Source organism: Agrobacterium tumefaciens (assembly GCF_017726655.1).
In the GTDB taxonomy this organism is placed as follows: Bacteria; Pseudomonadota; Alphaproteobacteria; order Rhizobiales; family Rhizobiaceae; genus Agrobacterium; species Agrobacterium tumefaciens_B.
In genome coordinates this window covers 1,669,847-1,689,621 of record NZ_CP072308.1, presented here as the reverse complement: position 1 = coordinate 1,689,621, position 19,775 = coordinate 1,669,847, and the positions used below count along the sequence as shown (strand labels likewise).

Here is a 19,775-nt window from a genome sequence, read left to right as displayed (position 1 = left end):
GTAGAATACGCCGTGCCGAGACTTGAGAATGTAGGAGGGGATAAACAAAGAAATGTCTCACCGAAATGTCCCACCTGCGGAAATCGGTATTCAAGTCTTTGATTTTAAAGGAAATGGTGCCGCTTACGTGACTCGAACACGTGACCCCGTCATTACGAATGACGTGCTCTACCAACTGAGCTAAAGCGGCACGATTGTGACCCGCATGTCGCGGATCAGCTTCATGGCGGGCTGATACAGGCAATGCCGACGGATTTCAAGCCTTGAATGTGGTGGTTTTAAAATTTCCGCAAAAAGCTTCGTCTGTACGTCGACTGAGTTCAACATCAAGCGCTGGCGCAGAGCCGCTTTTTCGCCGTTTCATATTCTATTGCGAGACGGTCAACGAGATCGGCGACTGGTTCAACGGCCTTGACGGCGCCGATGCCTTGTCCAGCACCCCATATATCCTTCCATGCCTTGGCGCCGCCGGTCGCGGTTTCAAAATCCATCTTCGAGGGATCGGCCTCGGGAAGATTGTCTGGATCCATGCCGGCGGCGATGACGGAGCTTTTCAAATAGTTTCCGTGTACGCCCGTGAAATAGTTGGAATAAACGATGTCCTTGGCCTGCGCTTCGACGACCGCTTTCTTGTAAGCGTCGGAAGCACGGGCTTCCTCCGTGGCGATGAAGGGGGAGCCGATATAGGCCATGTCAGCGCCCATGGCCTGCGCCGCCAGAATGGAGCCGCCATTGGCGATCGCCCCTGCCAGCAGAAGCGGGCCGTCGAACCACTCACGGATTTCCTGAACGAGCGCGAAGGGCGAAAGCGTGCCCGCATGGCCGCCGGCGCCGGTCGCAACTGCGATCAACCCGTCCGCACCCTTGCGTATGGCCGAGCGGGCATGACGATCATTGATCACGTCATGCAGCACGATGCCACCATAGGAATGCACGGCGGCGTTAACCTCCGGCACGGCGCCCAGGGACGAGATAACCACTGGCACTTTGTATTTCACGCACAATCCAAGATCATGTTCCAGCCGACGATTGGACATGTGCACGATCTGGTTCACCGCAAAGGGCGCTGCCGGGCGTTCGGGATTGGCGCGATTATGCGCGTCCAGCTCCTCGGTGATCATCGCCAACCATTCGTCAAGCTGGCTTTCGGGCCGAGCGTTGAGCGCCGGAAAAGCGCCGATGACGCCAGCCTTGCACTGCGCCAGCGTCAATTGCGGATGTGAAATGATGAATAGCGGTGATGCTATGACCGGAAGACGCAGATTGTCTCTCAGCACGGACGGTAGCATGTCTCCTCCCACGATTTACGTTTACGCGCACGTAAGCCAATACCGCGTTCGGGCGGGGATTGAAAGCAAAAACAGTGCGGCATTTGCTGCGGCGATCTGCGTTCGTCGCGCCACAATGAACCGATTTTCCTCAAGACAATCCGATCTTTATCATAAACGATGCTTGCGGAGGGGGCTCATAGCCGTTACCGAATCGTGAACCCATGGCGCAGCGCCGCATGTTTTGCACAGCGTAATAGAACAAGGATCGGTCGTGAGCGGACTGGAAACGGCAATCAGAAATGCTCTGGAAAAATCGGACAGATCGAACGCCGAAGTTCGTGCACGGATTTACCAATCATCGCGTCAGGCGCTGGAAGCAGGTCTGCGCAAGCAGGGCATTGACGATCCGCAGGTTGTCGCGCAGCAACGTCAGCGGCTCGAAGGACTGATCCACCAGATCGAGAATGAAGAGCGAAACCGTCTCCTCGACAGGGTGGAGCAACAATTGCGTCCGCCAGCGGAAACCCTGACGCCGGAGAGCCTGAGGCAGGACGATCATTCGGTCGATCCGGTGTCGGAGACCGCCTCTCACGATCAAATGGCGGTTGAGCCTGAGTTGCGCGGGGAAACCCGCGATGTTCGCCCGGGCACTGCGACCGTTGCTTCAGCGCCCATCAAAACAGGACGGCGTGGTGACAAGGCGGAAAAACGCGGCTCAAGTGCTGCCGATTCATCGCTGGCTTTTCGCCCGGAAGGCGCTGTCGGCCGCCGCAAGCGCCGCGGTTTGTTTGCCCGTCTCTTCATCTACGTCACGATTTTGGCCTTCATCGGGTTTGGTGCGTGGTGGGTCTATTCTTCAGGGCTTCTGCTGTCGCCTGAACAGCGCGATACGAGCGTGCCCAATCCACCCGCCCAGGTGGAGGCGGAGGATTTTAACGGCACGGAGCCCGCGCCGAGCCTGTCCGCCGGTCGTGGTTTTTCCGATGACTGGGTCGAGGTCTTTAATGCCGAACGTGGAAGTTCCGGCGTCTCCGCCGGTCCGCGCGCAACCGTTGAAAATATCGCCACACCGGCTGGTAAAGCGCTTCGCGTGACCTCTAAAAGCGTGGCGCAGGACGGCGCTGTCAGTATAGAAGTTCCTGTCGAAGTCATGCGGGATATGGCCGGCAAATCCTCGACCATTTCGCTCACGCTGCAATCCTCCAGCGACCGGCAGACCCAGGTTTCCGTTTCCTGTGATTTCTCGACGTTGGGCGATTGCTCGCGCCACCGGTTCACGGCCACTGCCGAGCGGGCGGATATGCTGCTCAATGCGACGTTCGAGCGGTCAATCGCTCCCAATGCACCGGGAAAAGTCTTCATCAACAGCGACATTGACGGCAGCGGACGCCCGGTCAATCTCTATTCAGTCCGTATCTTGCCGGGCCAATAAAAGACTGGCGCCCGGACGTCGCGGCGCTTCTCGGTCTCGCTGGACTTATTTGAGAAAATCGGGACCGGACCCCAATATTTTGTCGTCGATCTCGCCGATGGCATTCTTATCCTTGCCGTCATAATCCAGCGACAGGAGAATGTGGCGAATGAGGTTCACCCGCGCGCGGCGTTTATCGTTGGCGCGCACGACGGTCCACGGGGCGGCGTCGGTGTGGGTCCTGTCCAGCATCTCATCGCGCTTTTCCGTGTAATCGTCCCACTTCGTCAGCGCGGCAATGTCCATATCCGAGAGCTTCCAGCACTTCAGCGGGCTGTGACGGCGATCGTGAAAGCGCTCGATCTGCGTTTCGCGGCCGATATCGAGCCAGAACTTGAAAAGATGGATGTCGTCGTGAACCAGCATCTTTTCCAGACGCGGTGTTTCCTTCAGGAACCGCTTATGCTCCTCCGGGGTGCAGAAGCCCATGACAGGCTCTACGCCGGCGCGGTTGTACCAGGAGCGATCAAAAAGAACGAATTCGCCGGCTGTCGGAAAATGTGAGATATAGCGCTGGAAATACCATTGGCCCCGTTCGGTCTCCGTTGGCTTCGTCAGCGCCACGACGCGCGCATAGCGCGGGTTCAAATAAGCGTGGGTCGCGAATATTGCGCCTCCCTTGCCCGCCGCGTCACGGCCCTCGAACACCGCCATGACTTTTTTGCCGGTCGCCTGCAGCCAGAATTGCACTTTGACAAGTTCTATCTGCAGCGCTTCGAGCGTGGCGTCGTAGTCTTCCCTCTTCATTTTCTTGTCGTAGGGAAAGTTGCCGGCAGAGAGTTTCTTTTCCTCCACCCAATCTGGAAGTACCGGATCATCGATGTCGAAGCTGCGCAGCTTGCCGCCAATAGTCATCTCGACTGTCCGCTTCTTCGTCTCTTCGACCATGCTTTTCCTCCTGATGTTGTTGTGTAAAAGCAACTCGGCGCCAATGAGTTCACATCCCCCGCCGGATTTCAAGTGAAAGACGATCAGCGGGTTGGTGCATCAGCCGGCCGGCGATTGCGGCGCGAATTTCGCGCATATACGCTGTGTAAGGTTCAAAACGATGAATCTCTGTCATAAAGCTGGCCTATGAGGATTCGATGCGCGGATGAGAGTGAAAGCAGGCTGATATGGCAGTCATGGAGGGGGATGGCAGATTGAGGCGTTTGGGGAGGCAGTTTGCCGCGAACCGGCTACCGCTTTTTATCGTCTCGATGCTTGCCATTGTTGCGATCGCAGAGCTCAGTTCGCCCTATTTGCCGGCAGCACTTTGGCTTTGCGCCACCATCGCGATCCTTTCCGCTGGCGAGAAACGACCCCTGGCCGATGACGACGAGGAAGCGCCGATCATAGTCGACGAGCCGGCCGTGCCCGGCGAAAACGTCATCTCGGGCCTGCGGGCCGGTCTTGCCGTTCTCGATACTCCCATCTTCATTCTCGACGGAAACGCCGGCGTGATGTTCCAGAACGTGGCCGCCGAACGCGCTTTCGGGCAATTGCCTGCTGGTGCACATATTTCCGCCCGCCTGCGCTCGCCGGGTTTGCTCGACGTCATTCGCGAAACGATCGCCACCGGTCAGCCCAATCAGGTCGAACATTCAGAACGCTTCCCGTCTGAGAGGGTCTTTATCGTCCGCATCAGCCGTGCGGATGTGGGCGAGGGGGCTGGTCCGCCCTTCTACATCCTGTCCTTCCGCGACGTCTCCGAACTTCGCCGCATTGACCGGATGCGCAGTGACTTCGTTGCGAATGCCAGCCACGAATTGCGCACCCCGCTTGCCTCGTTGCGCGGCTTCATTGAAACCATGCAGGGCCCCGCGCGCAATGATCCGAAAGCGCAGGAACGATTCCTCGCCATCATGCTCGATCAGGCAACCCGCATGAGCCGTCTGGTAGACGACCTCATGTCTCTTTCGCGCCTCGAATTGCGGGCAAATATCGCACCGGATCAGAGGGTCGATCTTGTCCCCGTCATCGGTCATGTGCGTGATACGCTGCTGCCGCTCGCAAGCGAGCTCAATGTAACGATTGCGCTCCATTTGCCCGACCACCCGGCCGAGGTGCAGGGGGATCGCGACGAACTGGTGCAGGTCTTCCAGAACCTGGTTGAGAATGCCTGCAAATATGGTCAGGAAGGCAAGCTTGTGGATGTCTGGCTGCGGGCCGAGCCGGGCAGTCCCGTGGAGGTCAGCGTCATCGACAAGGGGCCCGGCATTCCGGCAGAACATGTGCCGCGCCTCACCGAACGCTTTTATCGCGTCAGTGTGGCCGATAGTCGTTCCAAAAAAGGGACCGGTCTCGGGCTCGCCATCGTCAAGCACATCCTCACGCGCCATCGGGCCCGGCTTATCATTAAATCGGAACTGGGGATTGGCACGGAGTTCACCGTCCGATTTTGACATAGAGGACGGCGATTTTTCAAGTATACGAAAATAGATATTCGCAATCAATTACTTAGGCTGTCACAAATCTTTCGTCAAAGTGACATAAAAGGATGTGGCTACGGTGGTTATGAAGAGGTCGCCGAGCGCAAGCTAAGAGCGAGTGTCGCTATCGGCTGCGTCCACAACAAAGCCCACGACGGGAGAGACAAATGAACTTCGTTAAATTTTCCGCAGCAGCTCTGGTGGCTTCTGTCGCCTTCGCTGGCGCCGCCGCTGCTCGCGACCAGATCCAGGTTGCCGGTTCCTCCACGGTTCTTCCCTACGCCAAGATCGTTGCCGAGACCTTTGCTGAAACCTTCCCGAACTTCAAGGCTCCGGTCGTTGAGTCCGGCGGCACCGGCGGCGGCCTGAAGGCGTTCTGCTCGGGCGTCGGTGAAGGCACCATCGACATTGCCAACGCGTCGCGCAAGATCAAGGCAGACGAACTGGCTGCCTGCAAGGCTGCTGGCGTCACCGACGTCCAGGAAGTGAAGATCGGTTACGACGGCATCGTTTTTGCGATGGACTCGTCCAACAAGGACATCAAGCTCGAGCCGAAGGACCTTTACCTCGCTCTCGCCGCTGAAGTCGTCAAGGACGGCAAGCTCGTTGCCAACCCCTACAAGAAATGGTCTGAAATCAACAAGGAACTGCCCGACGTCGCGATCGCCGCCTACATCCCGGGCTCCAAGCACGGCACGCGCGAAGTCTTCGAAGAGAAGATCATGGCTGACGGCTGCAAGGAAGCCGGCGCCACCGACGTCATCAAGACGCTCATCACCGATGCCAAGCAGGCTGCTGCCAAGTGCGTTGCAGTCCGTAAGGACGGCGCCGCTGTCGACATCGACGGCGATTACACTGAAACGCTTGCCCGTATCGATGCCAACAAGACCGGCCTCGGCGTGTTTGGTCTCGCTTTCTACGAAAACAACGCCGACCGCCTGAAGGTCGCAACTGTTTCGGGCGTCGTGCCGTCCACTGAAACGGTTGCCAGCGGCAAGTACCCGGTTTCCCGTCCGCTTTTCTTCTACGTGAAGAAGGCTCACCTGGGCGTGATCCCGGGCTTGAAGGAATATGTTGAGTTCTTCACGTCCGACGAAATGATCGGTCCTGACTCTCCGCTTGCCAACTACGGTCTCGTTGCTGCTCCCGACGCAGAGCGCGAAGAAATCCGCTCGGCCTTCGCAGCCGGCACCACGATGTAATAAAGAAGGGGCACGGTTCTGCCGTGCCCCTTTTGCTCCCGCTGCCGCCGCGCCTGGCCGCGGTTGACAGTTCCTAGTCATCACCATCCACATGATTGTCGATGGATTGCAGATGGATAGGATGTATCAACCTTGACGCTTGCCAGACGATGATACAGTCAGACGGCAAGCATCCTGGGGTGGTCCAGCGGTCTCGTTTTGATGACTTTTTGATTTGCCCGCTATCGCACCGTGCTTCTGAGGCACGCCGAGGGAACTCTAATGAACACATCGATCCTTTTGCTGATACTGGCGCTCATCGGCATCGGCAGCTATCTGCTGGGCAGCCGCAGAGCCGCTGTCCTGTCTGGAGGCCGCCCCTCCAACATGCATTCACGGGCCGGCTACCACGGTTCCTATGCCGTTATCTGGACGGTTCTGCCGGCGGCGCTCATTCTCTGCGCCTGGCTCATCGTCAGCCCGCTTGTCGTGACCTCGGCAGTCCGTGGCAATTTCCCGGAAGACGTTCGTGCCCAGTCCGAAGCGCAGCAGAGCCTGACCTATGGCATGGTGACCTCGATCGCCCGTGGCCTACAACGCCTGACGCCCGAGGAAATGGCGCAGATTGACGCCGACGTGGCCGCCGCCCGCCCGCTTCTGGCGTCCAAGGGCGTGGCGATCGCCGGTGACCCGCAGCGGTTCATGATCGATGCCGCCCAGACACTGAATACCATGACCTCCACAAGCCGCGTCGCGATGATCGCCGTTGTGCTGCTGGCTGCGGTCGGTGGTGCGATCTATGCGCTGCGGGCGATTGCTCCGCGCTTTCGGGCGCGCAATCAGGTCGAGAAGGTCATTCTTGCGGCGCTCATCGTAGCCTCCTCCATCGCTATCCTCACGACCATCGGCATTGTCCTGTCGATGCTCACGGAGGCGATCCAGTTCTTCACCATGGTTCCGGCGCACCAGTTCTTCTTCGGGACCGTATGGGATCCACGTTTTGCCGCTGCGGGCGCCACGGACTCATCAGGACAGTTCGGCCTGATCCCGTTGCTCGCTGGTACGCTCTACATCGGCTTCGTCGCCATGCTCGTTGCGGTTCCCGTGGGTCTGTTTTCGGCAATCTACATGTCGGAATATGCCTCGCCTCGCCTCCGCTCGGTTGCCAAGCCGTTGCTGGAGGTGCTCGCCGGCATTCCCACCATCGTCTACGGCTTCTTCGCACTCACGACGGTTGGCCCGTTCCTCAGAGACATTTCCACGCAGATCAATGGTCTGGCGACTGGCAATTACGCCAACTTCATCCAGGCCCAGAGCGTCATCACCGCCGGCTTTGTCATGGGCATCATGCTTATTCCCTACGTGTCGTCGCTGTCGGATGATATCATCACCGCCGTTCCACGTTCGCTGCGCGACGGTTCGCTCGGCCTTGGCGCCACGCGCTCAGAGACCATCAAGAGGGTCATCGTTCCCGCCGCCCTTCCAGGCATCGTCGGCGCCGTGCTGATGACGGCGTCGCGCGCCATCGGCGAGACCATGATCGTGGTTCTTGCTGCCGGCGTGGCAGCCCGTCTTCAGCTCAACCCCTTCGAGCCGATGACCACCGTCACCGTCAAGATCGTCAGCCAGCTCACCGGCGACCTCGAATTCACCTCGCCGCAGACGCTGGTCGCTTTCGCGCTCGGCATCACGCTTTTTGCCATCACGCTTTGCCTGAATATCTACGCGCTTTACATCGTGCGCAAATACCGGGAGCAATATGAATGACCGACATCGTTTCTCCCGCAACAGGCGCCCCCGCAGTCACCAGAGCCACGCGTCGCGATATCGGCATCAAGCGCCGTTATGCCGCCGAACGCCGTTTCCGCGCCTACGGCATGGCTGCGATTTCCTTCGGCCTCATCTTTCTCTTCCTGCTGCTTTTCTCCGTGGTCTCCAAGGGTTACACCGCGTTCCAGCAGACGATGATTACCGTTCCGGTCGAGTTTTCGGAAAAGATCATCGACCCGAAGAATGAGCGTGCCACCAATCCGGCGAAGCTGATGACGGCCAATTATCCCATCATCGCTCGCGATGCGGTCGCCAAAGTTCTCGGCGTCGCGCCGACGGACAAGGCCGGTCTTCGCGCCGTCAACCTCCTGATCTCCGACAGCGTTCGCACGCAGTTGCGCGACATCGTCGTCGCCGATCCCGCCGTCATCGGCACCACGCGTACCGTCACGCTTCTGGCGTCGGGCGATGTCGACAGCGCCTTCAAGGGCCAGGTCGATATGAGTGCCGATGAAGCTAACAGGCGTATCTCCAACCAGCAACTCGGGTGGATGAACCAGCTCGCCGAAAGCGGCCAGCTTGCCAAACACTTCAACACCGGCATTTTCGTCAACGGCAATTCGAGCCGTCCGGAAGCAGCAGGTGTCGGCGTGGCGCTGATCGGTTCCTTCTACATGATGATGATCGTGCTGGTGCTGTCGCTGCCGATCGGCGTCGCCGCCTCGATCTATCTCGAAGAGTTCGCCCCGAAGAACCGTCTGACCGACCTCATCGAGGTAAACATCAACAATCTCGCGGCTGTGCCCTCCATTGTTTACGGTCTGCTTGGTCTCTCCGTCTTCATCAACTTCATGGGCTTTCCGCGCTCGGCTTCGCTGGTCGGCGGGCTTGTGCTCACGCTGATGACACTGCCGACCATTATCATCGCGACCCGCGCCGCCCTGAAAGCCGTGCCGCCCTCGATCCGTGCCGCGGCGCTCGGTCTCGGTGCCTCCAAGATGCAGACGATCTTCCACCACGTGCTGCCGCTTGCCATGCCCGGCATCCTGACCGGCACGATCATCGGCCTTGCGCATGCGCTCGGCGAAACGGCGCCGCTGCTCCTCATCGGCATGGTGGCATTCGTCGCGAACTATCCGACAACGCCGATGGATCCGTCCACGGCCCTGCCGGTGCAGATTTACATGTGGGCGAATGAGGCAGAGCGCGCCTTTGTCGAACGGACATCCGGCGCTATCATCATCCTGCTTTTGTTCCTCATCGTCATGAATGTGGGCGCAATCCTGTTGCGTCGCCGCTTCGAACGGCGCTGGTAAAGGGAGATTGAGCAATGAACATGTTGTCGGAAGCAGCAGTTGAAAAGGCGCTGGACAAGAAAATGAATGAAGTCTCATACAAGATGATCGGTAAGGACGTATCGGTTTATTACGGCGAAAAGCGCGCGCTTTACGACGTGAACCTCAACGTCCGGGAAAACACCGTGACCGCGTTGATCGGCCCCTCGGGCTGCGGCAAATCCACGTTCCTGCGCACCCTGAACCGTATGAACGACACGATCGACGGTTGCCGCGTCACCGGCAAGATCACGCTCGATACCGACGATATCTATGACCAGGCGATCGATGTGGTGGAACTGCGCGCCCGCGTCGGTATGGTGTTCCAGAAGCCGAACCCCTTCCCGAAGTCGATCTACGAAAACATTTCCTACGGCCCGCGGATCCACGGGCTCGCCCGCAACAAGGCGGATATGGACCTGATCGTTGAGCAGAGCCTCCAGCGAGCCGGTCTCTGGAACGAGGTGAAGGACCGTTTGCATGAGTCCGGCACGGGCCTTTCCGGCGGTCAGCAGCAGCGCCTTTGCATCGCCCGTGCGATCGCCGTCAGCCCGGAAGTGATCCTGATGGACGAGCCCTGCTCGGCGCTGGACCCGATTGCCACCGCGAAGGTCGAGGAACTGATCCACGAGCTGCGGACAAACTACACCATCGTCATCGTCACGCACTCCATGCAGCAGGCGGCGCGTGTTTCCCAGCGCACGGCCATGTTCCACCTTGGTCATCTTGTTGAGGAAAACGAAACCGACAAGATGTTCACCAATCCGGATGATCAGCGCACGCAGGATTACATCATGGGCCGCTTCGGCTGATACAGGCCGGCGCTTCAAAGAAACCGAACAAGACTGGTGCCGCTGCCGTGTCCCGCTCCGGGCACGGCCTGCAGGCCAAGCCGGAGGACTAGACCGTGAACCAGACAACGACCCATTCGCATATCATGTCTGCCTATGATGAGGAGTTGAAATTCCTCACACGCCGTATTTCGGAAATGGGTGGCCTTGCCGAACAGATGTGTGCCGACGCCGTGCGGGCGCTCGTGAACTCGGATGCCGCGCTGGCGCAGAAAGTCATTTCTGACGACACCATCCTCGATCACGCCGAGCGTGAGATCGGCGACAAGGCAATCGTCACCATCGCCAAGCGCCAGCCGATGGCGGCAGACCTTCGTGAAATCATCGGCACGCTGCGTATTGCAGCCGATCTCGAGCGTGTGGGCGATCTTGGCAAGAACACGGCCAAGCGCGTGATTGCGGTTGCCGGCACCGGCGTGCCGCGCAAGCTTGCCCGTGGTCTCGAACACCTGTCGGAACTGGCGCTGGTGCAGCTCAAGGAAGTCCTCGACGTCTATTCGACCCGCTCCGCCGAGAAGGCCAATGCCATCCGCGAGCGCGATGAGGAAATCGATGCCATGTACACCTCGCTCTTCCGCGAGCTTCTGACCTACATGATGGAAGACCCGCGCAATATCACGACCTGCACGCATCTTCTGTTCTGCGCCAAGAACATCGAGCGCATCGGCGACCATGCCACCAATATCGCCGAGACAATCTATTACATGACCACCGGCAGCCAGCCGGAGGGCGAGCGTCCGAAGGACGACAGTTCCAACACGCTCGGTTCGGTGACCGAGTAAGAGACAGGCAAAGCCTTGCGGAGTTCAGCATATGGTGCCCAAGATTGCAGTTGTGGAAGATGAGGAAGCGCTCAGCGTCCTTCTTCGTTACAATCTCGAGGCTGAGGGATACGATGTCGACACGATACCCCGTGGTGACGAGGCGGAAATCAGGCTTCAGGAACGTACCCCCGATCTTCTCATTCTAGACTGGATGCTGCCTGGTGTATCCGGTATCGAGCTTTGCCGTCGGCTCAGAATGCGGCCGGAAACGGAACGCCTGCCCATCATCATGCTGACGGCTCGCGGCGAGGAAAGCGAACGTGTTCGTGGCCTCGCAACGGGTGCGGACGATTATGTCGTCAAGCCGTTCTCCACGCCGGAACTCATGGCCCGCGTCAAGGCCATGCTCCGCCGGGCCCGCCCCGAGGTTCTGTCTTCGGTGCTGAAATGCGGGGATATCGAACTGGATCGCGAGACGCATCGCGTTCACCGCAAAAGCCGTGAAGTGCGTCTCGGTCCGACGGAGTTTCGCCTTCTGGAATTCCTGATGACCTCTCCGGGCAGGGTGTTCTCCCGTTCGCAATTGCTCGATGGTGTCTGGGGCCATGATATCTACGTCGATGAGCGTACCGTCGACGTGCATGTCGGACGCCTGCGTAAGGCGCTTAATTTTTCGCACATGCAGGATGTCATCCGCACGGTGCGCGGCGCCGGCTATTCCATGGAAGCCTGAGCGGACGCCATCCGACTGGCGCGTTCCATCAAGGTAATTTTCCGCGAAAAACAAAAGGCCCGAAACCGGATTGGTGTCGGGCCTTTTGTTGTGGTTGATCCCGATCCGCTCTGGTTTTGGCACAAAAAAACGGGCCCGAAGGCCCGTAGTTTTTGAGTGTCAAATGCGTGCCGCAACACTCAAGCTTTACGGCGCTCGCTTACCGGCTGATAGGCGAGTTTCGCATGGAACTTGCAATAGGGCGAAGATTCCAGCGCTTCACAGCCGCAGAAATGGAAATCGTCTTTCAAGGGGTCGCCGACCGGCCATTTGCAGGTGCGCTCGGTCAGTTCCGTCAGCGTCAGACGACGGGAGATTGGCGTGACGACGTTTCTGGAAGGAACGTAATCGAGAACTTCCGCGGTCTCGATGCCGACCTCTTCCTGAAGGGCGGTCGCGGCGTTGGAACGCGTCAGGATCCGGGCCGGTGCAGCGTTGACGCGGCCAGCAAAATTCGCCGCGCGAGGGGCAGGGGCAGCAGTCCGCTTGGGCGCTGTGCGCGCCGAAGTGACGGGACCGCCAGCCTTGACGCGACCCGGCAGGTTGAGACGGTGGACCTTGCCAATGACGGCGTTGCGGCTGACGCCGCCCAGCTGCGCTGCTATCTGGCTGGCGCTAAGTCCCTCGGACCACAATTTCTTGAGCTTTTCGACCCGTTCGTCTGTCCAGTTCATGCCGCTTCTCCGCTTTTCGCGTGTATTTTTGGCAGAATCCCTCTCCGTCTCGCGGGTGTGCCGCGAGTGTGGTTTCTGCCTGATTTTTGGTGACTAGTTCCGCCGCATTGCAGTCTAGTAATTAGCGATTAACCTAGTGCCACGCAGACTCCGTGGCAAGAGTCGCGGGAATCATCTCGAATCGATTTTGCGGTTTTCCCCAACTTGCTGGCGAGTTGAGTCAGAAAGGCAACACCTTGGGTCTGACGCCCAGCCACCTACTAGGGCTTGAGAACCCTAGGGAATACGGACTTTTGTTGACATCGGCAAGCGAAGTGACAATAGTGCCCCTGCCGCCGCGAGGCGGCATTTTTGATTTTCAGGCAAGGGATAACCCTAAGAGCCTATTGACAACCGTCTTACAGCGCATTTGCGCAAGGAGTGATACAGCCATGGCCGAAGCCGCCGCGCCATTGTTCGATACATTTGCAAGAGCCCCCCTGCGTTTTGAGCGAGGCGAGGGCGTCTGGCTGTACACGGAAAGCGGCGAGCGATATCTCGATTTTGCGGCTGGCGTGGCTGTGAATTCGCTGGGCCATGCCCATCCGCACCTCGTGGACGCGATCAAGACGCAGGCCGAAAAGGTCTGGCACGTCTCCAACCTCTATGAAGTGCCGGGCCAGGAAAAGCTTGCCAAGCGTCTGACGGAAGCAACCTTCGCCGACAAGGTTTTCTTCACCAATTCCGGCGCGGAAGCGCTGGAATGCGCGATCAAGACCGCACGCCGTTACCATTATTCCAAGGGCCATCCTGAGAAGTTTCGCATCATCACCTTTGAAGGCGCCTTCCATGGCCGGACGCTGGCGACGATCGCTGCCGGTGGCCAACAGAAATATCTCGAAGGTTTCGGTCCCAAGGTCGAAGGTTTCGATCAGGTTCCCTTCGGTGACGTCGATGCGCTGAAAGCCGCCATCACGGCCGAAACAGCAGCGCTGCTGATCGAGCCGATTCAGGGCGAGGGCGGCATCCGCGCGCCGGGGAAGGAATTCCTGCAACTGCTGCGCTCGCTCTGTGACGAGCACGGCATGCTGCTGATCTTCGATGAGGTTCAGACCGGCGTCGGACGTACGGGTAAGCTTTTCGCCTATGAGCACACCGGCGTCGCGCCCGATATCATGGCGGTTGCCAAGGGTATCGGCGGCGGGTTCCCGCTTGGCGCCTGCCTCGCAACGGCCGAAGCTGCTTCCGGCATGACGGCGGGTGTGCACGGCACGACCTATGGCGGCAATCCGCTGGCGATGGCCGTCGGCAATGCGGTCCTTGATGTTGTTCTTGCTGACGGCTTTCTGGACAATGTTCGTGATGTCGCGCTTGTGTTCCGCCAGGGGCTTGCCTCATTGAAGGATCGTTACCCCGACGTGATCGAGGAAATTCGCGGCGAGGGCCTGCTTCTCGGCATCAAGGCGAGGATCCCCTCGGGTGAATTGCTCCAGGCCATGCGTGCGGAACATCTGCTTGGTGTACCGGCGGGTGACAATGTCATCCGTCTCCTGCCGCCGCTCGTCACCACCGCGGAAGAGGCCCGTGAGGGTCTGGCGCGCGTGGAAGCGGCCGCCGCATCCCTGACCGCAAAACAGGCGAAAATCGCCTGAGAAAACACTAAAGGGCGGGCCTCTTTGCCGGGGCTCGCGAGCATGGGACAGTTTGAAATGGCTTCACCTAAACATTTTCTCGACCTGTCGGCCGTCGGCTCGCAGGACCTGCGGGCGATTCTCGATGATGCCCGGGCACGCAAGGCGGCGACCAAGGCCGGCACAGCGGAAAAGCCGCTTGCCGGCAAGATGCTGGCGATGATCTTCGAAAAGCCGTCCACCCGCACCCGGGTCTCTTTCGATGTCGGCATGCGCCAGCTTGGCGGCGAAACGCTTTTCCTCTCTGGCACGGAGATGCAACTCGGCCGTGCCGAAACGATCGGCGATACGGCCAAGGTCCTGTCGCGTTATGTCGACGCCATCATGATCCGTACAACGGATCATTCGCGTCTGCTTGAGCTTGCCGAACACGCAACCGTGCCTGTCATCAACGCCCTGACCGATGACACGCACCCCTGCCAAATCATGGCTGACATCATGACCTTCGAGGAACATCGTGGGCCGATAAAAGGCAAGACCATTGCCTGGACGGGCGACGGCAACAATGTCCTGCATTCCTTCGTCGAGGGTTCGGCTCGGTTCGGGTATCGCATGACGATGGCGGTTCCCATGGGTTCCGAACCGCATGATAAGTTCCTGAACTGGGCCCGCAACAACGGCGGCGAGATCGCACTGTATCATGATGCGGAAAAGGCCGTCGCTGGCGCCGATTGCGTGGTAACCGACACATGGGTTTCCATGAACCAGGAACACAAGGCGCGCGGCCACAACATCTTCCAGCCCTATCAGGTCAACGAAGCGCTGATGGCCAAGGCTGAAAAGGACGCCCTGTTCATGCATTGCCTTCCGGCCCATCGCGGTGAAGAGGTGACGGATGCGGTGATCGACGGCCCGCAATCGGTGGTCTTCGACGAGGCGGAAAACCGCCTCCACGCGCAGAAATCAATCATCGCCTGGTGCATGGGCGTCATCTGAAGATACCACCCGTTTGCTGAACGTCGGACGGGCGCTTGAACTTCTCGGCAGCGATTACCATCTGTTGGACTTCGAAGAGGCTCGTCGGTTTTCTGGCGGGCCTTCATCACGATTTGCACGTTTTTCCCCGGGAGCGGTTTCTCTTCGCGGGTCTCTGTGCGACAAGCAAAAAAGCACATTTTGAAAGCCGGACTTTTGGACGGTAGCGGCGCCGCGGCTGCGCCAAGGAGTATGACATGGCAGATGTAACGGTTGAACTGGACGATCTCGATTTTGCTGGCGACGACAAGGTTGTACCCTTTCAGGTCGAAGGTCTGGATGTGCGCGGCCGCGCGGTTCAGGTTGGGCCATTGCTGAACGCCATTCTCGAGCGGCATGACTATCCGGCCGCAGTCGCCCGGCTGCTCGCGGAAGCGACTGTTCTGACGGCGCTGATCGGCACCTCGCTTAAATTTTCCGGCAAGCTCACGCTTCAGACAAAGGGCGATGGTCCGGTCGACCTTCTTGTTGCTGATTTCACCGCGCCGGAAAGCATGCGCGCTTACGCCCGTTTCGATGAAGAGCGTCTCGCAGCGGCGATTGCCGAGGGCGCCACCTCGCCGGAGCAATTGCTCGGAACCGGTATTCTCGCTTTCACGATCGATCAGGGCGCGGGCATGCAGCCGTATCAGGGCATCGTGCCACTTGATGGCTCATCGCTGGAAGACATTGCCGGGGTATATTTCCGCCAGTCGGAACAGCTTCCCACTCGCGTCCGTCTCGGCGTCGCCGAGTTCTTCGACCGTGATGGCGCCGGCAAGCCGCGCCACGGCTGGCGTGCGGGCGGCGTTATCGCGCAGTTCCTGCCACAGGCACCCGAGCGGCTACGCATGCGTGATCTGCATGGCGGCGATGGTGATGAAGGCGGCCATGAGGTGCAGGAGGACGATGCCTGGACGGAAGCGGTTACGCTGCTGAACACGGTTGATACCGACGAACTGACCGATCCGCAGGTGCCGGTGGAACGCCTTCTCTTCCGGCTTTTCCATGAGAGCGGTGTACGCATCTATGATCCGCAGGCGGTTTTCGATCGTTGCAGTTGCTCGCGCGACAAGATCAAGGGCGTTCTGTCAGGCTTTACCGCCGAAGAAATCAAGGCGAGCGAGGAAGATGGGGCCATCGCCGTTACCTGCGAGTTCTGCTCCACGACCTACCGCTATGATGTCAGCGAATTTGAAAACGTCTGACGAGGATAGCCGTGCCCTCGCACACCATGATCCCGGCCTCGAGCCGGGATCCAGCATGATCAAGGCTTTGATTGCGTAAGACTCTTTCACGGCGCCGACGGGCCGTGGCTGGCTGCCGCTCTAGTCCGGCATGACGGAAGAGAGATTTTTATCTTATCGACACTCTGAGCCACGCTTTTAACGCGCGGGCTTCGCGTTCCTGCGATTTCATCAATTCAAAACCCGCATCAGGCCTGGCGAATCCAGCGAGAAGGCTGGTATCGTGACATTGAACACCTCGCCGTTTTCCGTTTCCATTTCATAATGGCCGAACATCAGGCCCGAAGGCGTATCCAGCGGACAGCCGGAAGAATACTCATAGCTGTCGCCAGGTTTGAGATGTGGTTTCTCGCCCACGACTCCAGGACCATAGACCTCGTCCACCTGGCCGTTCTGATCGGTAATGTGCCAGTAACGATTGACGAGAGTGACCGGAATGTCGGAGTTGTTCGCGATCACGACCTTGTAGCCCCAGACATAACGATCGTCATCCGGGTCGGATTGGTCTTCGAGATAATACGGATCAACCGTCACCTCGATGTCCCTTGTCAGAGCACGATACATACGCACCACACCTCGAAATTATGCCTGCCGCCGCATTCTACACTATAGGCTCTGGCTATCGTCAAGGAAATGAATGACTTGACGGGCAGGGGGCGTCTCCTGTTGCGCTGTTTTTTACATTAGGGATAACGGTAAAGGTAAATATTGGTTTCCTGGCGCGGCCTTCTCGGGCGCCAGAAGCCATGGCCGGACATCAGCCGGGCCATGGCTTAAGCTATTTCAGCTTCAGGCGGAAACCGCCGCAAGACCCTTTGCCAGATCTTCCAGCAGATCGTCCGTGTCCTCGATACCGCAGGAAAGGCGCAATGTGCCGCCGGAGATACCAAGCTCTGCCCGTGCCTCGTCTGTGAGGTTCTTGTGCGTCGTCGTGCCGGGGTGGGTAATGAGGCTCTTGGCGTCGCCCAGATTGTTGGAAATCTTCACGATCTCAAGCGCGTTCTGCAGCTTGAAGGCCGCCTCCTTGCCGCCCTTCAGCTCGAAAGCCACCAGCGTCGAGCCGCCGGACATCTGGCGCGCAATGATATCCGCCTGTGGGTGGTCGGCGCGGCCGGGATAGATGACCCTGGCGACCTTGCCGCTGTCTGCCAGAAAATCCGCGATCTTCGAGGCATTGGCCGTCTGCTGCTTTACGCGCAGCGGCAGCGTTTCAATACCCTTCAGCAGCGTCCATGCATTGAACGGCGACATGGCGGGACCCGTATGGCGGAAATAATCCTGCAGCTCTTCTTCGATCCATTTCTTGTCGGAAAGGATCACGCCGCCGAGGCAGCGTCCCTGGCCGTCAATATGTTTGGTGGCAGAATAAACGACGATATGAGCGCCGAGTTCGAGCGGTTTCTGGAAAAGCGGTGTGGCGAAGACATTGTCGACAACCACTTTCGCGCCAATCTGGTTGGCGAGCTTCGCCACGCCGGCAATATCCACCACTTCGAGCGTCGGATTGGTCGGGCTTTCGAGGAAAAACAGCTTCGTATTCGGCTGGATTGCCTTTTCCCAGTTGCCGAGATCACGGCCATCAATCAGCGTGCATTCGATGCCATATTTAGGCGCCAGCGTTTCAACCACCCAGCGGCAGGAACCGAAAAGCGCACGGGCAGCAACAATGTGGTCGCCGGCGCGCAGCTGGCACATGATCGCCGCGGTGACGGCGGCCATGCCTGAAGCCAGCGCACGGGCGTCTTCAGCACCTTCCAGCAGGCACATGCGCTTCTCGAACATGTCATTGGTGGGGCTGGCGTAACGGGCGTAGATAAATCCATCCGTCTCGCCCTTGAAGCGCGCTTCGGCGGCTTCGGAGTTTTCGTAGACGAAGCCCTGGGTCAGATAGATCGCTTCCGACGTTTCACCATAAGGGGAGCGTAGCGTACCACCGTGAACGAGCTGGGTTGCCGGGCGCCATTTATTGCTCATGTGATCACCTTCAAAACAAAAAACCGGCCGCAAAAGCAGACCGGTTCCTAGCACCCGGTCTTTTTAGCCACTTGTTTAACGTGGCTGCAAGCCGACCGGCCAAATCACCACGGGATAACTTGCCTTACTGCCGTTACCGGCTTGCGTCAATGCCTTCCTTTTGGTTTTGTCGCCGTAAAAAGGAATGATGACCATGATGAGAACCACGGGCATTTTGGCGGATGGCGCAATACGCGCGCTGTTTGCGGGCGGCAAGCTGAAGAGCGAGGCCGATCTCGACGCGGATCAGGTGCAGCCCGCCAGCCTCGATCTCAGGCTCGGCTCGAAAGCTTACCGTGTGCGCGCCAGCTTCATGCCCGGCCCCGGAACCCAGGTCATGGATAAGCTCAATCGTCTGAGCCTGCACGAGGTCGATTTAAGCCAGGGCGCGGTGCTGGAAACCGGCTGTGTCTATATCGTGCCGCTGATGGAGAGCCTGGCGTTGCCGGCCGACATGTCCGCCTCTGCCAATCCCAAAAGCTCAACCGGCCGTCTCGATATCTTCACCCGCGTGATGACCGACAACGCGCAGGAATTCGACAAGATACCGGCGGGTTATGCCGGCCCGCTCTATCTCGAAATCAGCCCGCGCACGTTTCCGATCGTCGTGCGCCGCGGCTCACGCCTGTCACAGATCCGCTTCCGCATCGGCCATTCGCTGCTCAACGAAGCCGAATTGCTGACGCTGCACGAAACGGAAATGCTGGTCGCCAGCGACACGCCGAACGTGACCGGCGGCGGCATCGCACTTTCGATCGACCTCAAGGGTTTCGGCGACGACGGCCTGATCGGTTATCGCGGCAAACATCATACGGCGGTGGTGGATGTCGACAGGAAGGCCCAGCACGATGTCCTCGATTTCTGGGAGCCACTTTACGCCCGTGGCCGCGCCGAGCTTATTCTCGATCCCGACGAATTCTATATTCTCGTCTCGCGCGAAGCTGTCCACGTTCCGCCGCTTTACGCCGCCGAAATGACGCCCTTCGATCCGCTGGTGGGCGAATTCCGCGTGCATTACGCCGGCTTCTTCGATCCCGGCTTCGGCCATGCGCAGGCAGGCGGCACCGGCAGCCGCGCTGTGCTTGAAGTGCGCAGCCATGAAGTGCCCTTCATTCTGGAGCATGGCCAGATCGTCGGACGCCTGGTCTACGAGCACATGTTGGAAAAGCCTGATGGTCTCTACGGCACTGGCCTTGGCTCCAACTATCAGGCACAGGGTCTGAAGCTCTCGAAACATTTTCGCGCTGAGTGACCGAACCGGCGGGTGCTTGACACCCGCCGCGAACTATCCGATGTCTTAGGCGGTGCGGGTGTAGCTCAATGGTAGAGCAGCAGCTTCCCAAGCTGAATACGAGGGTTCGATTCCCTTCACCCGCTCCAGTCTCCCCCAGC

At 59.0% G+C, this 19,775-nt stretch carries 17 protein-coding genes, 2 tRNA genes and 1 riboswitch; of the genes, 13 read left to right on the top strand and 6 right to left on the bottom strand.

All coding sequences use genetic code 11. From position 1 onward, the window contains the following. Nucleotides 1–114: 114 nt before the first annotated feature. A tRNA-Thr gene (locus AT6N2_RS08425) sits at nucleotides 115–190 on the bottom strand. 136 nt (nucleotides 191–326) lie between these two features. Continuing rightward, a complete protein-coding gene (locus tag AT6N2_RS08420) occupies nucleotides 327–1,289 on the bottom strand; it encodes an NAD(P)H-dependent flavin oxidoreductase (RefSeq protein WP_209085583.1) in 963 nt (320 codons plus the stop codon). A 253-nt stretch (nucleotides 1,290–1,542) separates the two neighbouring features. Between AT6N2_RS08420 and AT6N2_RS08415 the strand changes: the two genes are divergently transcribed. After that, the gene (locus tag AT6N2_RS08415) at nucleotides 1,543–2,703 is read left to right on the top strand and encodes a hypothetical protein (RefSeq protein ID WP_209085576.1); all 1,161 of its coding nucleotides are present in this window, start codon (nucleotides 1,543–1,545) and stop codon (nucleotides 2,701–2,703) included. Between the two features lie 45 nt (nucleotides 2,704–2,748). Here the strand turns inward: AT6N2_RS08415 and ppk2 are convergent, their stop codons facing one another. Then, nucleotides 2,749–3,630, bottom strand: a complete 882-nt coding sequence (gene ppk2, locus AT6N2_RS08410) for a polyphosphate kinase 2 (protein WP_063949629.1) — start codon at nucleotides 3,628–3,630, stop codon at nucleotides 2,749–2,751. 227 nt (nucleotides 3,631–3,857) lie between these two features. On the opposite strand from ppk2, the gene phoR reads away from it, so the two are divergent. The 7 genes from phoR to phoB all read left to right on the top strand — a co-directional run bounded on the left by phoR (nucleotide 3,858) and on the right by phoB (nucleotide 11,786). Continuing rightward, on the top strand, nucleotides 3,858–5,126 hold the full coding sequence (gene phoR / locus AT6N2_RS08405; protein ID WP_209085573.1) for a phosphate regulon sensor histidine kinase PhoR: 1,269 nt from the start codon (nucleotides 3,858–3,860) through the stop codon (nucleotides 5,124–5,126). A 194-nt stretch (nucleotides 5,127–5,320) separates the two neighbouring features. Continuing rightward, nucleotides 5,321–6,355 (top strand): substrate-binding domain-containing protein, encoded by a 1,035-nt coding sequence (locus AT6N2_RS08400; RefSeq protein WP_063949631.1) that lies wholly within the window; start codon nucleotides 5,321–5,323, stop codon nucleotides 6,353–6,355. A 261-nt stretch (nucleotides 6,356–6,616) separates the two neighbouring features. Beyond that, nucleotides 6,617–8,101, top strand: a complete 1,485-nt coding sequence (gene pstC, locus AT6N2_RS08395) for a phosphate ABC transporter permease subunit PstC (RefSeq protein ID WP_144575981.1) — start codon at nucleotides 6,617–6,619, stop codon at nucleotides 8,099–8,101. After that, complete coding sequence (gene pstA, locus AT6N2_RS08390; protein ID WP_063949633.1) at nucleotides 8,098–9,420, top strand: phosphate ABC transporter permease PstA; 1,323 nt, start codon at nucleotides 8,098–8,100, stop codon at nucleotides 9,418–9,420. The genes pstC and pstA overlap by 4 nt, the downstream gene beginning before the upstream one ends. Before the next feature lie 14 nt (nucleotides 9,421–9,434). After that, nucleotides 9,435–10,250, top strand: coding sequence for a phosphate ABC transporter ATP-binding protein PstB (gene pstB / locus AT6N2_RS08385; RefSeq protein WP_209085566.1), 816 nt, complete (start codon nucleotides 9,435–9,437; stop codon nucleotides 10,248–10,250). A gap of 125 nt (nucleotides 10,251–10,375) precedes the next feature. Beyond that, nucleotides 10,376–11,071 (top strand): phosphate signaling complex protein PhoU, encoded by a 696-nt coding sequence (gene phoU / locus AT6N2_RS08380; RefSeq protein WP_063949818.1) that lies wholly within the window; start codon nucleotides 10,376–10,378, stop codon nucleotides 11,069–11,071. A 31-nt stretch (nucleotides 11,072–11,102) separates the two neighbouring features. Then, the gene (gene phoB, locus AT6N2_RS08375) at nucleotides 11,103–11,786 is read left to right on the top strand and encodes a phosphate regulon transcriptional regulator PhoB (protein ID WP_063949635.1); all 684 of its coding nucleotides are present in this window, start codon (nucleotides 11,103–11,105) and stop codon (nucleotides 11,784–11,786) included. A gap of 179 nt (nucleotides 11,787–11,965) precedes the next feature. Here phoB and AT6N2_RS08370 read toward each other — a convergent pair whose 3' ends face one another. Next, nucleotides 11,966–12,499: a GcrA family cell cycle regulator gene (locus tag AT6N2_RS08370; protein WP_063949636.1), complete on the bottom strand. Its 534-nt coding sequence runs from the start codon at nucleotides 12,497–12,499 to the stop codon at nucleotides 11,966–11,968. Nucleotides 12,500–12,930: 431 nt separating this feature from the next. On the opposite strand from AT6N2_RS08370, the gene AT6N2_RS08365 reads away from it, so the two are divergent. The 3 genes from AT6N2_RS08365 to AT6N2_RS08355 all read left to right on the top strand — a co-directional run bounded on the left by AT6N2_RS08365 (nucleotide 12,931) and on the right by AT6N2_RS08355 (nucleotide 16,331). Continuing rightward, entirely contained in the window at nucleotides 12,931–14,130 is a 1,200-nt protein-coding gene (locus AT6N2_RS08365; protein WP_209085563.1) for an aspartate aminotransferase family protein, read from the top strand. 57 nt (nucleotides 14,131–14,187) lie between these two features. Beyond that, nucleotides 14,188–15,105, top strand: coding sequence for an ornithine carbamoyltransferase (argF, locus tag AT6N2_RS08360; protein WP_063949819.1), 918 nt, complete (start codon nucleotides 14,188–14,190; stop codon nucleotides 15,103–15,105). 236 nt (nucleotides 15,106–15,341) lie between these two features. Further along, nucleotides 15,342–16,331 carry an Hsp33 family molecular chaperone gene (locus tag AT6N2_RS08355; RefSeq protein WP_063949638.1) on the top strand — a complete coding sequence of 330 codons (990 nt, stop codon included), beginning with the start codon at nucleotides 15,342–15,344 and terminating at the stop codon, nucleotides 16,329–16,331. Between the two features lie 210 nt (nucleotides 16,332–16,541). On the opposite strand, the gene apaG is transcribed toward AT6N2_RS08355, so the two are convergent. Together apaG and AT6N2_RS08345 are read right to left on the bottom strand one after the other, a co-directional pair. Continuing rightward, entirely contained in the window at nucleotides 16,542–16,934 is a 393-nt protein-coding gene (gene apaG, locus AT6N2_RS08350; protein ID WP_063949639.1) for a Co2+/Mg2+ efflux protein ApaG, read from the bottom strand. A gap of 225 nt (nucleotides 16,935–17,159) precedes the next feature. Further along, the gene (locus tag AT6N2_RS08345) at nucleotides 17,160–18,344 is read right to left on the bottom strand and encodes an O-succinylhomoserine sulfhydrylase (protein ID WP_209085560.1); all 1,185 of its coding nucleotides are present in this window, start codon (nucleotides 18,342–18,344) and stop codon (nucleotides 17,160–17,162) included. 42 nt (nucleotides 18,345–18,386) lie between these two features. Beyond that, nucleotides 18,387–18,465: riboswitch (SAM riboswitch) on the bottom strand. Between the two features lie 72 nt (nucleotides 18,466–18,537). On the opposite strand from AT6N2_RS08345, the gene AT6N2_RS08340 reads away from it, so the two are divergent. Further along, a complete protein-coding gene (locus AT6N2_RS08340) occupies nucleotides 18,538–19,635 on the top strand; it encodes a 2'-deoxycytidine 5'-triphosphate deaminase (protein ID WP_209085558.1) in 1,098 nt (365 codons plus the stop codon). Nucleotides 19,636–19,689: 54 nt separating this feature from the next. Continuing rightward, a tRNA-Gly gene (locus AT6N2_RS08335) sits at nucleotides 19,690–19,763 on the top strand. Nucleotides 19,764–19,775: the final 12 nt, after the last annotated feature.

What these genes read in the sequence shown, in the direction of transcription:
- AT6N2_RS08420 (WP_209085583.1), bottom strand. Translation starts at nt 1,289, where the DNA reads ATGCTACCGTCCGTGCTGAGAGACAATCTGCGTCTTCCGGTCATAGCA.
- pstC (WP_144575981.1), top strand. Translation starts at nt 6,617, where the DNA reads ATGAACACATCGATCCTTTTGCTGATACTGGCGCTCATCGGCATCGGC.
- phoR (WP_209085573.1), top strand. Translation starts at nt 3,858, where the DNA reads ATGGCAGTCATGGAGGGGGATGGCAGATTGAGGCGTTTGGGGAGGCAG.
- AT6N2_RS08370 (WP_063949636.1), bottom strand. Translation starts at nt 12,499, where the DNA reads ATGAACTGGACAGACGAACGGGTCGAAAAGCTCAAGAAATTGTGGTCC.
- ppk2 (WP_063949629.1), bottom strand. Translation starts at nt 3,630, where the DNA reads ATGGTCGAAGAGACGAAGAAGCGGACAGTCGAGATGACTATTGGCGGC.
- AT6N2_RS08345 (WP_209085560.1), bottom strand. Translation starts at nt 18,344, where the DNA reads ATGAGCAATAAATGGCGCCCGGCAACCCAGCTCGTTCACGGTGGTACG.
- pstA (WP_063949633.1), top strand. Translation starts at nt 8,098, where the DNA reads ATGACCGACATCGTTTCTCCCGCAACAGGCGCCCCCGCAGTCACCAGA.
- AT6N2_RS08355 (WP_063949638.1), top strand. Translation starts at nt 15,342, where the DNA reads ATGGCAGATGTAACGGTTGAACTGGACGATCTCGATTTTGCTGGCGAC.
- AT6N2_RS08365 (WP_209085563.1), top strand. Translation starts at nt 12,931, where the DNA reads ATGGCCGAAGCCGCCGCGCCATTGTTCGATACATTTGCAAGAGCCCCC.
- apaG (WP_063949639.1), bottom strand. Translation starts at nt 16,934, where the DNA reads ATGTATCGTGCTCTGACAAGGGACATCGAGGTGACGGTTGATCCGTAT.
- phoU (WP_063949818.1), top strand. Translation starts at nt 10,376, where the DNA reads ATGTCTGCCTATGATGAGGAGTTGAAATTCCTCACACGCCGTATTTCG.
- AT6N2_RS08340 (WP_209085558.1), top strand. Translation starts at nt 18,538, where the DNA reads ATGATGAGAACCACGGGCATTTTGGCGGATGGCGCAATACGCGCGCTG.
- phoB (WP_063949635.1), top strand. Translation starts at nt 11,103, where the DNA reads ATGGTGCCCAAGATTGCAGTTGTGGAAGATGAGGAAGCGCTCAGCGTC.
- AT6N2_RS08400 (WP_063949631.1), top strand. Translation starts at nt 5,321, where the DNA reads ATGAACTTCGTTAAATTTTCCGCAGCAGCTCTGGTGGCTTCTGTCGCC.
- pstB (WP_209085566.1), top strand. Translation starts at nt 9,435, where the DNA reads ATGAACATGTTGTCGGAAGCAGCAGTTGAAAAGGCGCTGGACAAGAAA.
- argF (WP_063949819.1), top strand. Translation starts at nt 14,188, where the DNA reads ATGGCTTCACCTAAACATTTTCTCGACCTGTCGGCCGTCGGCTCGCAG.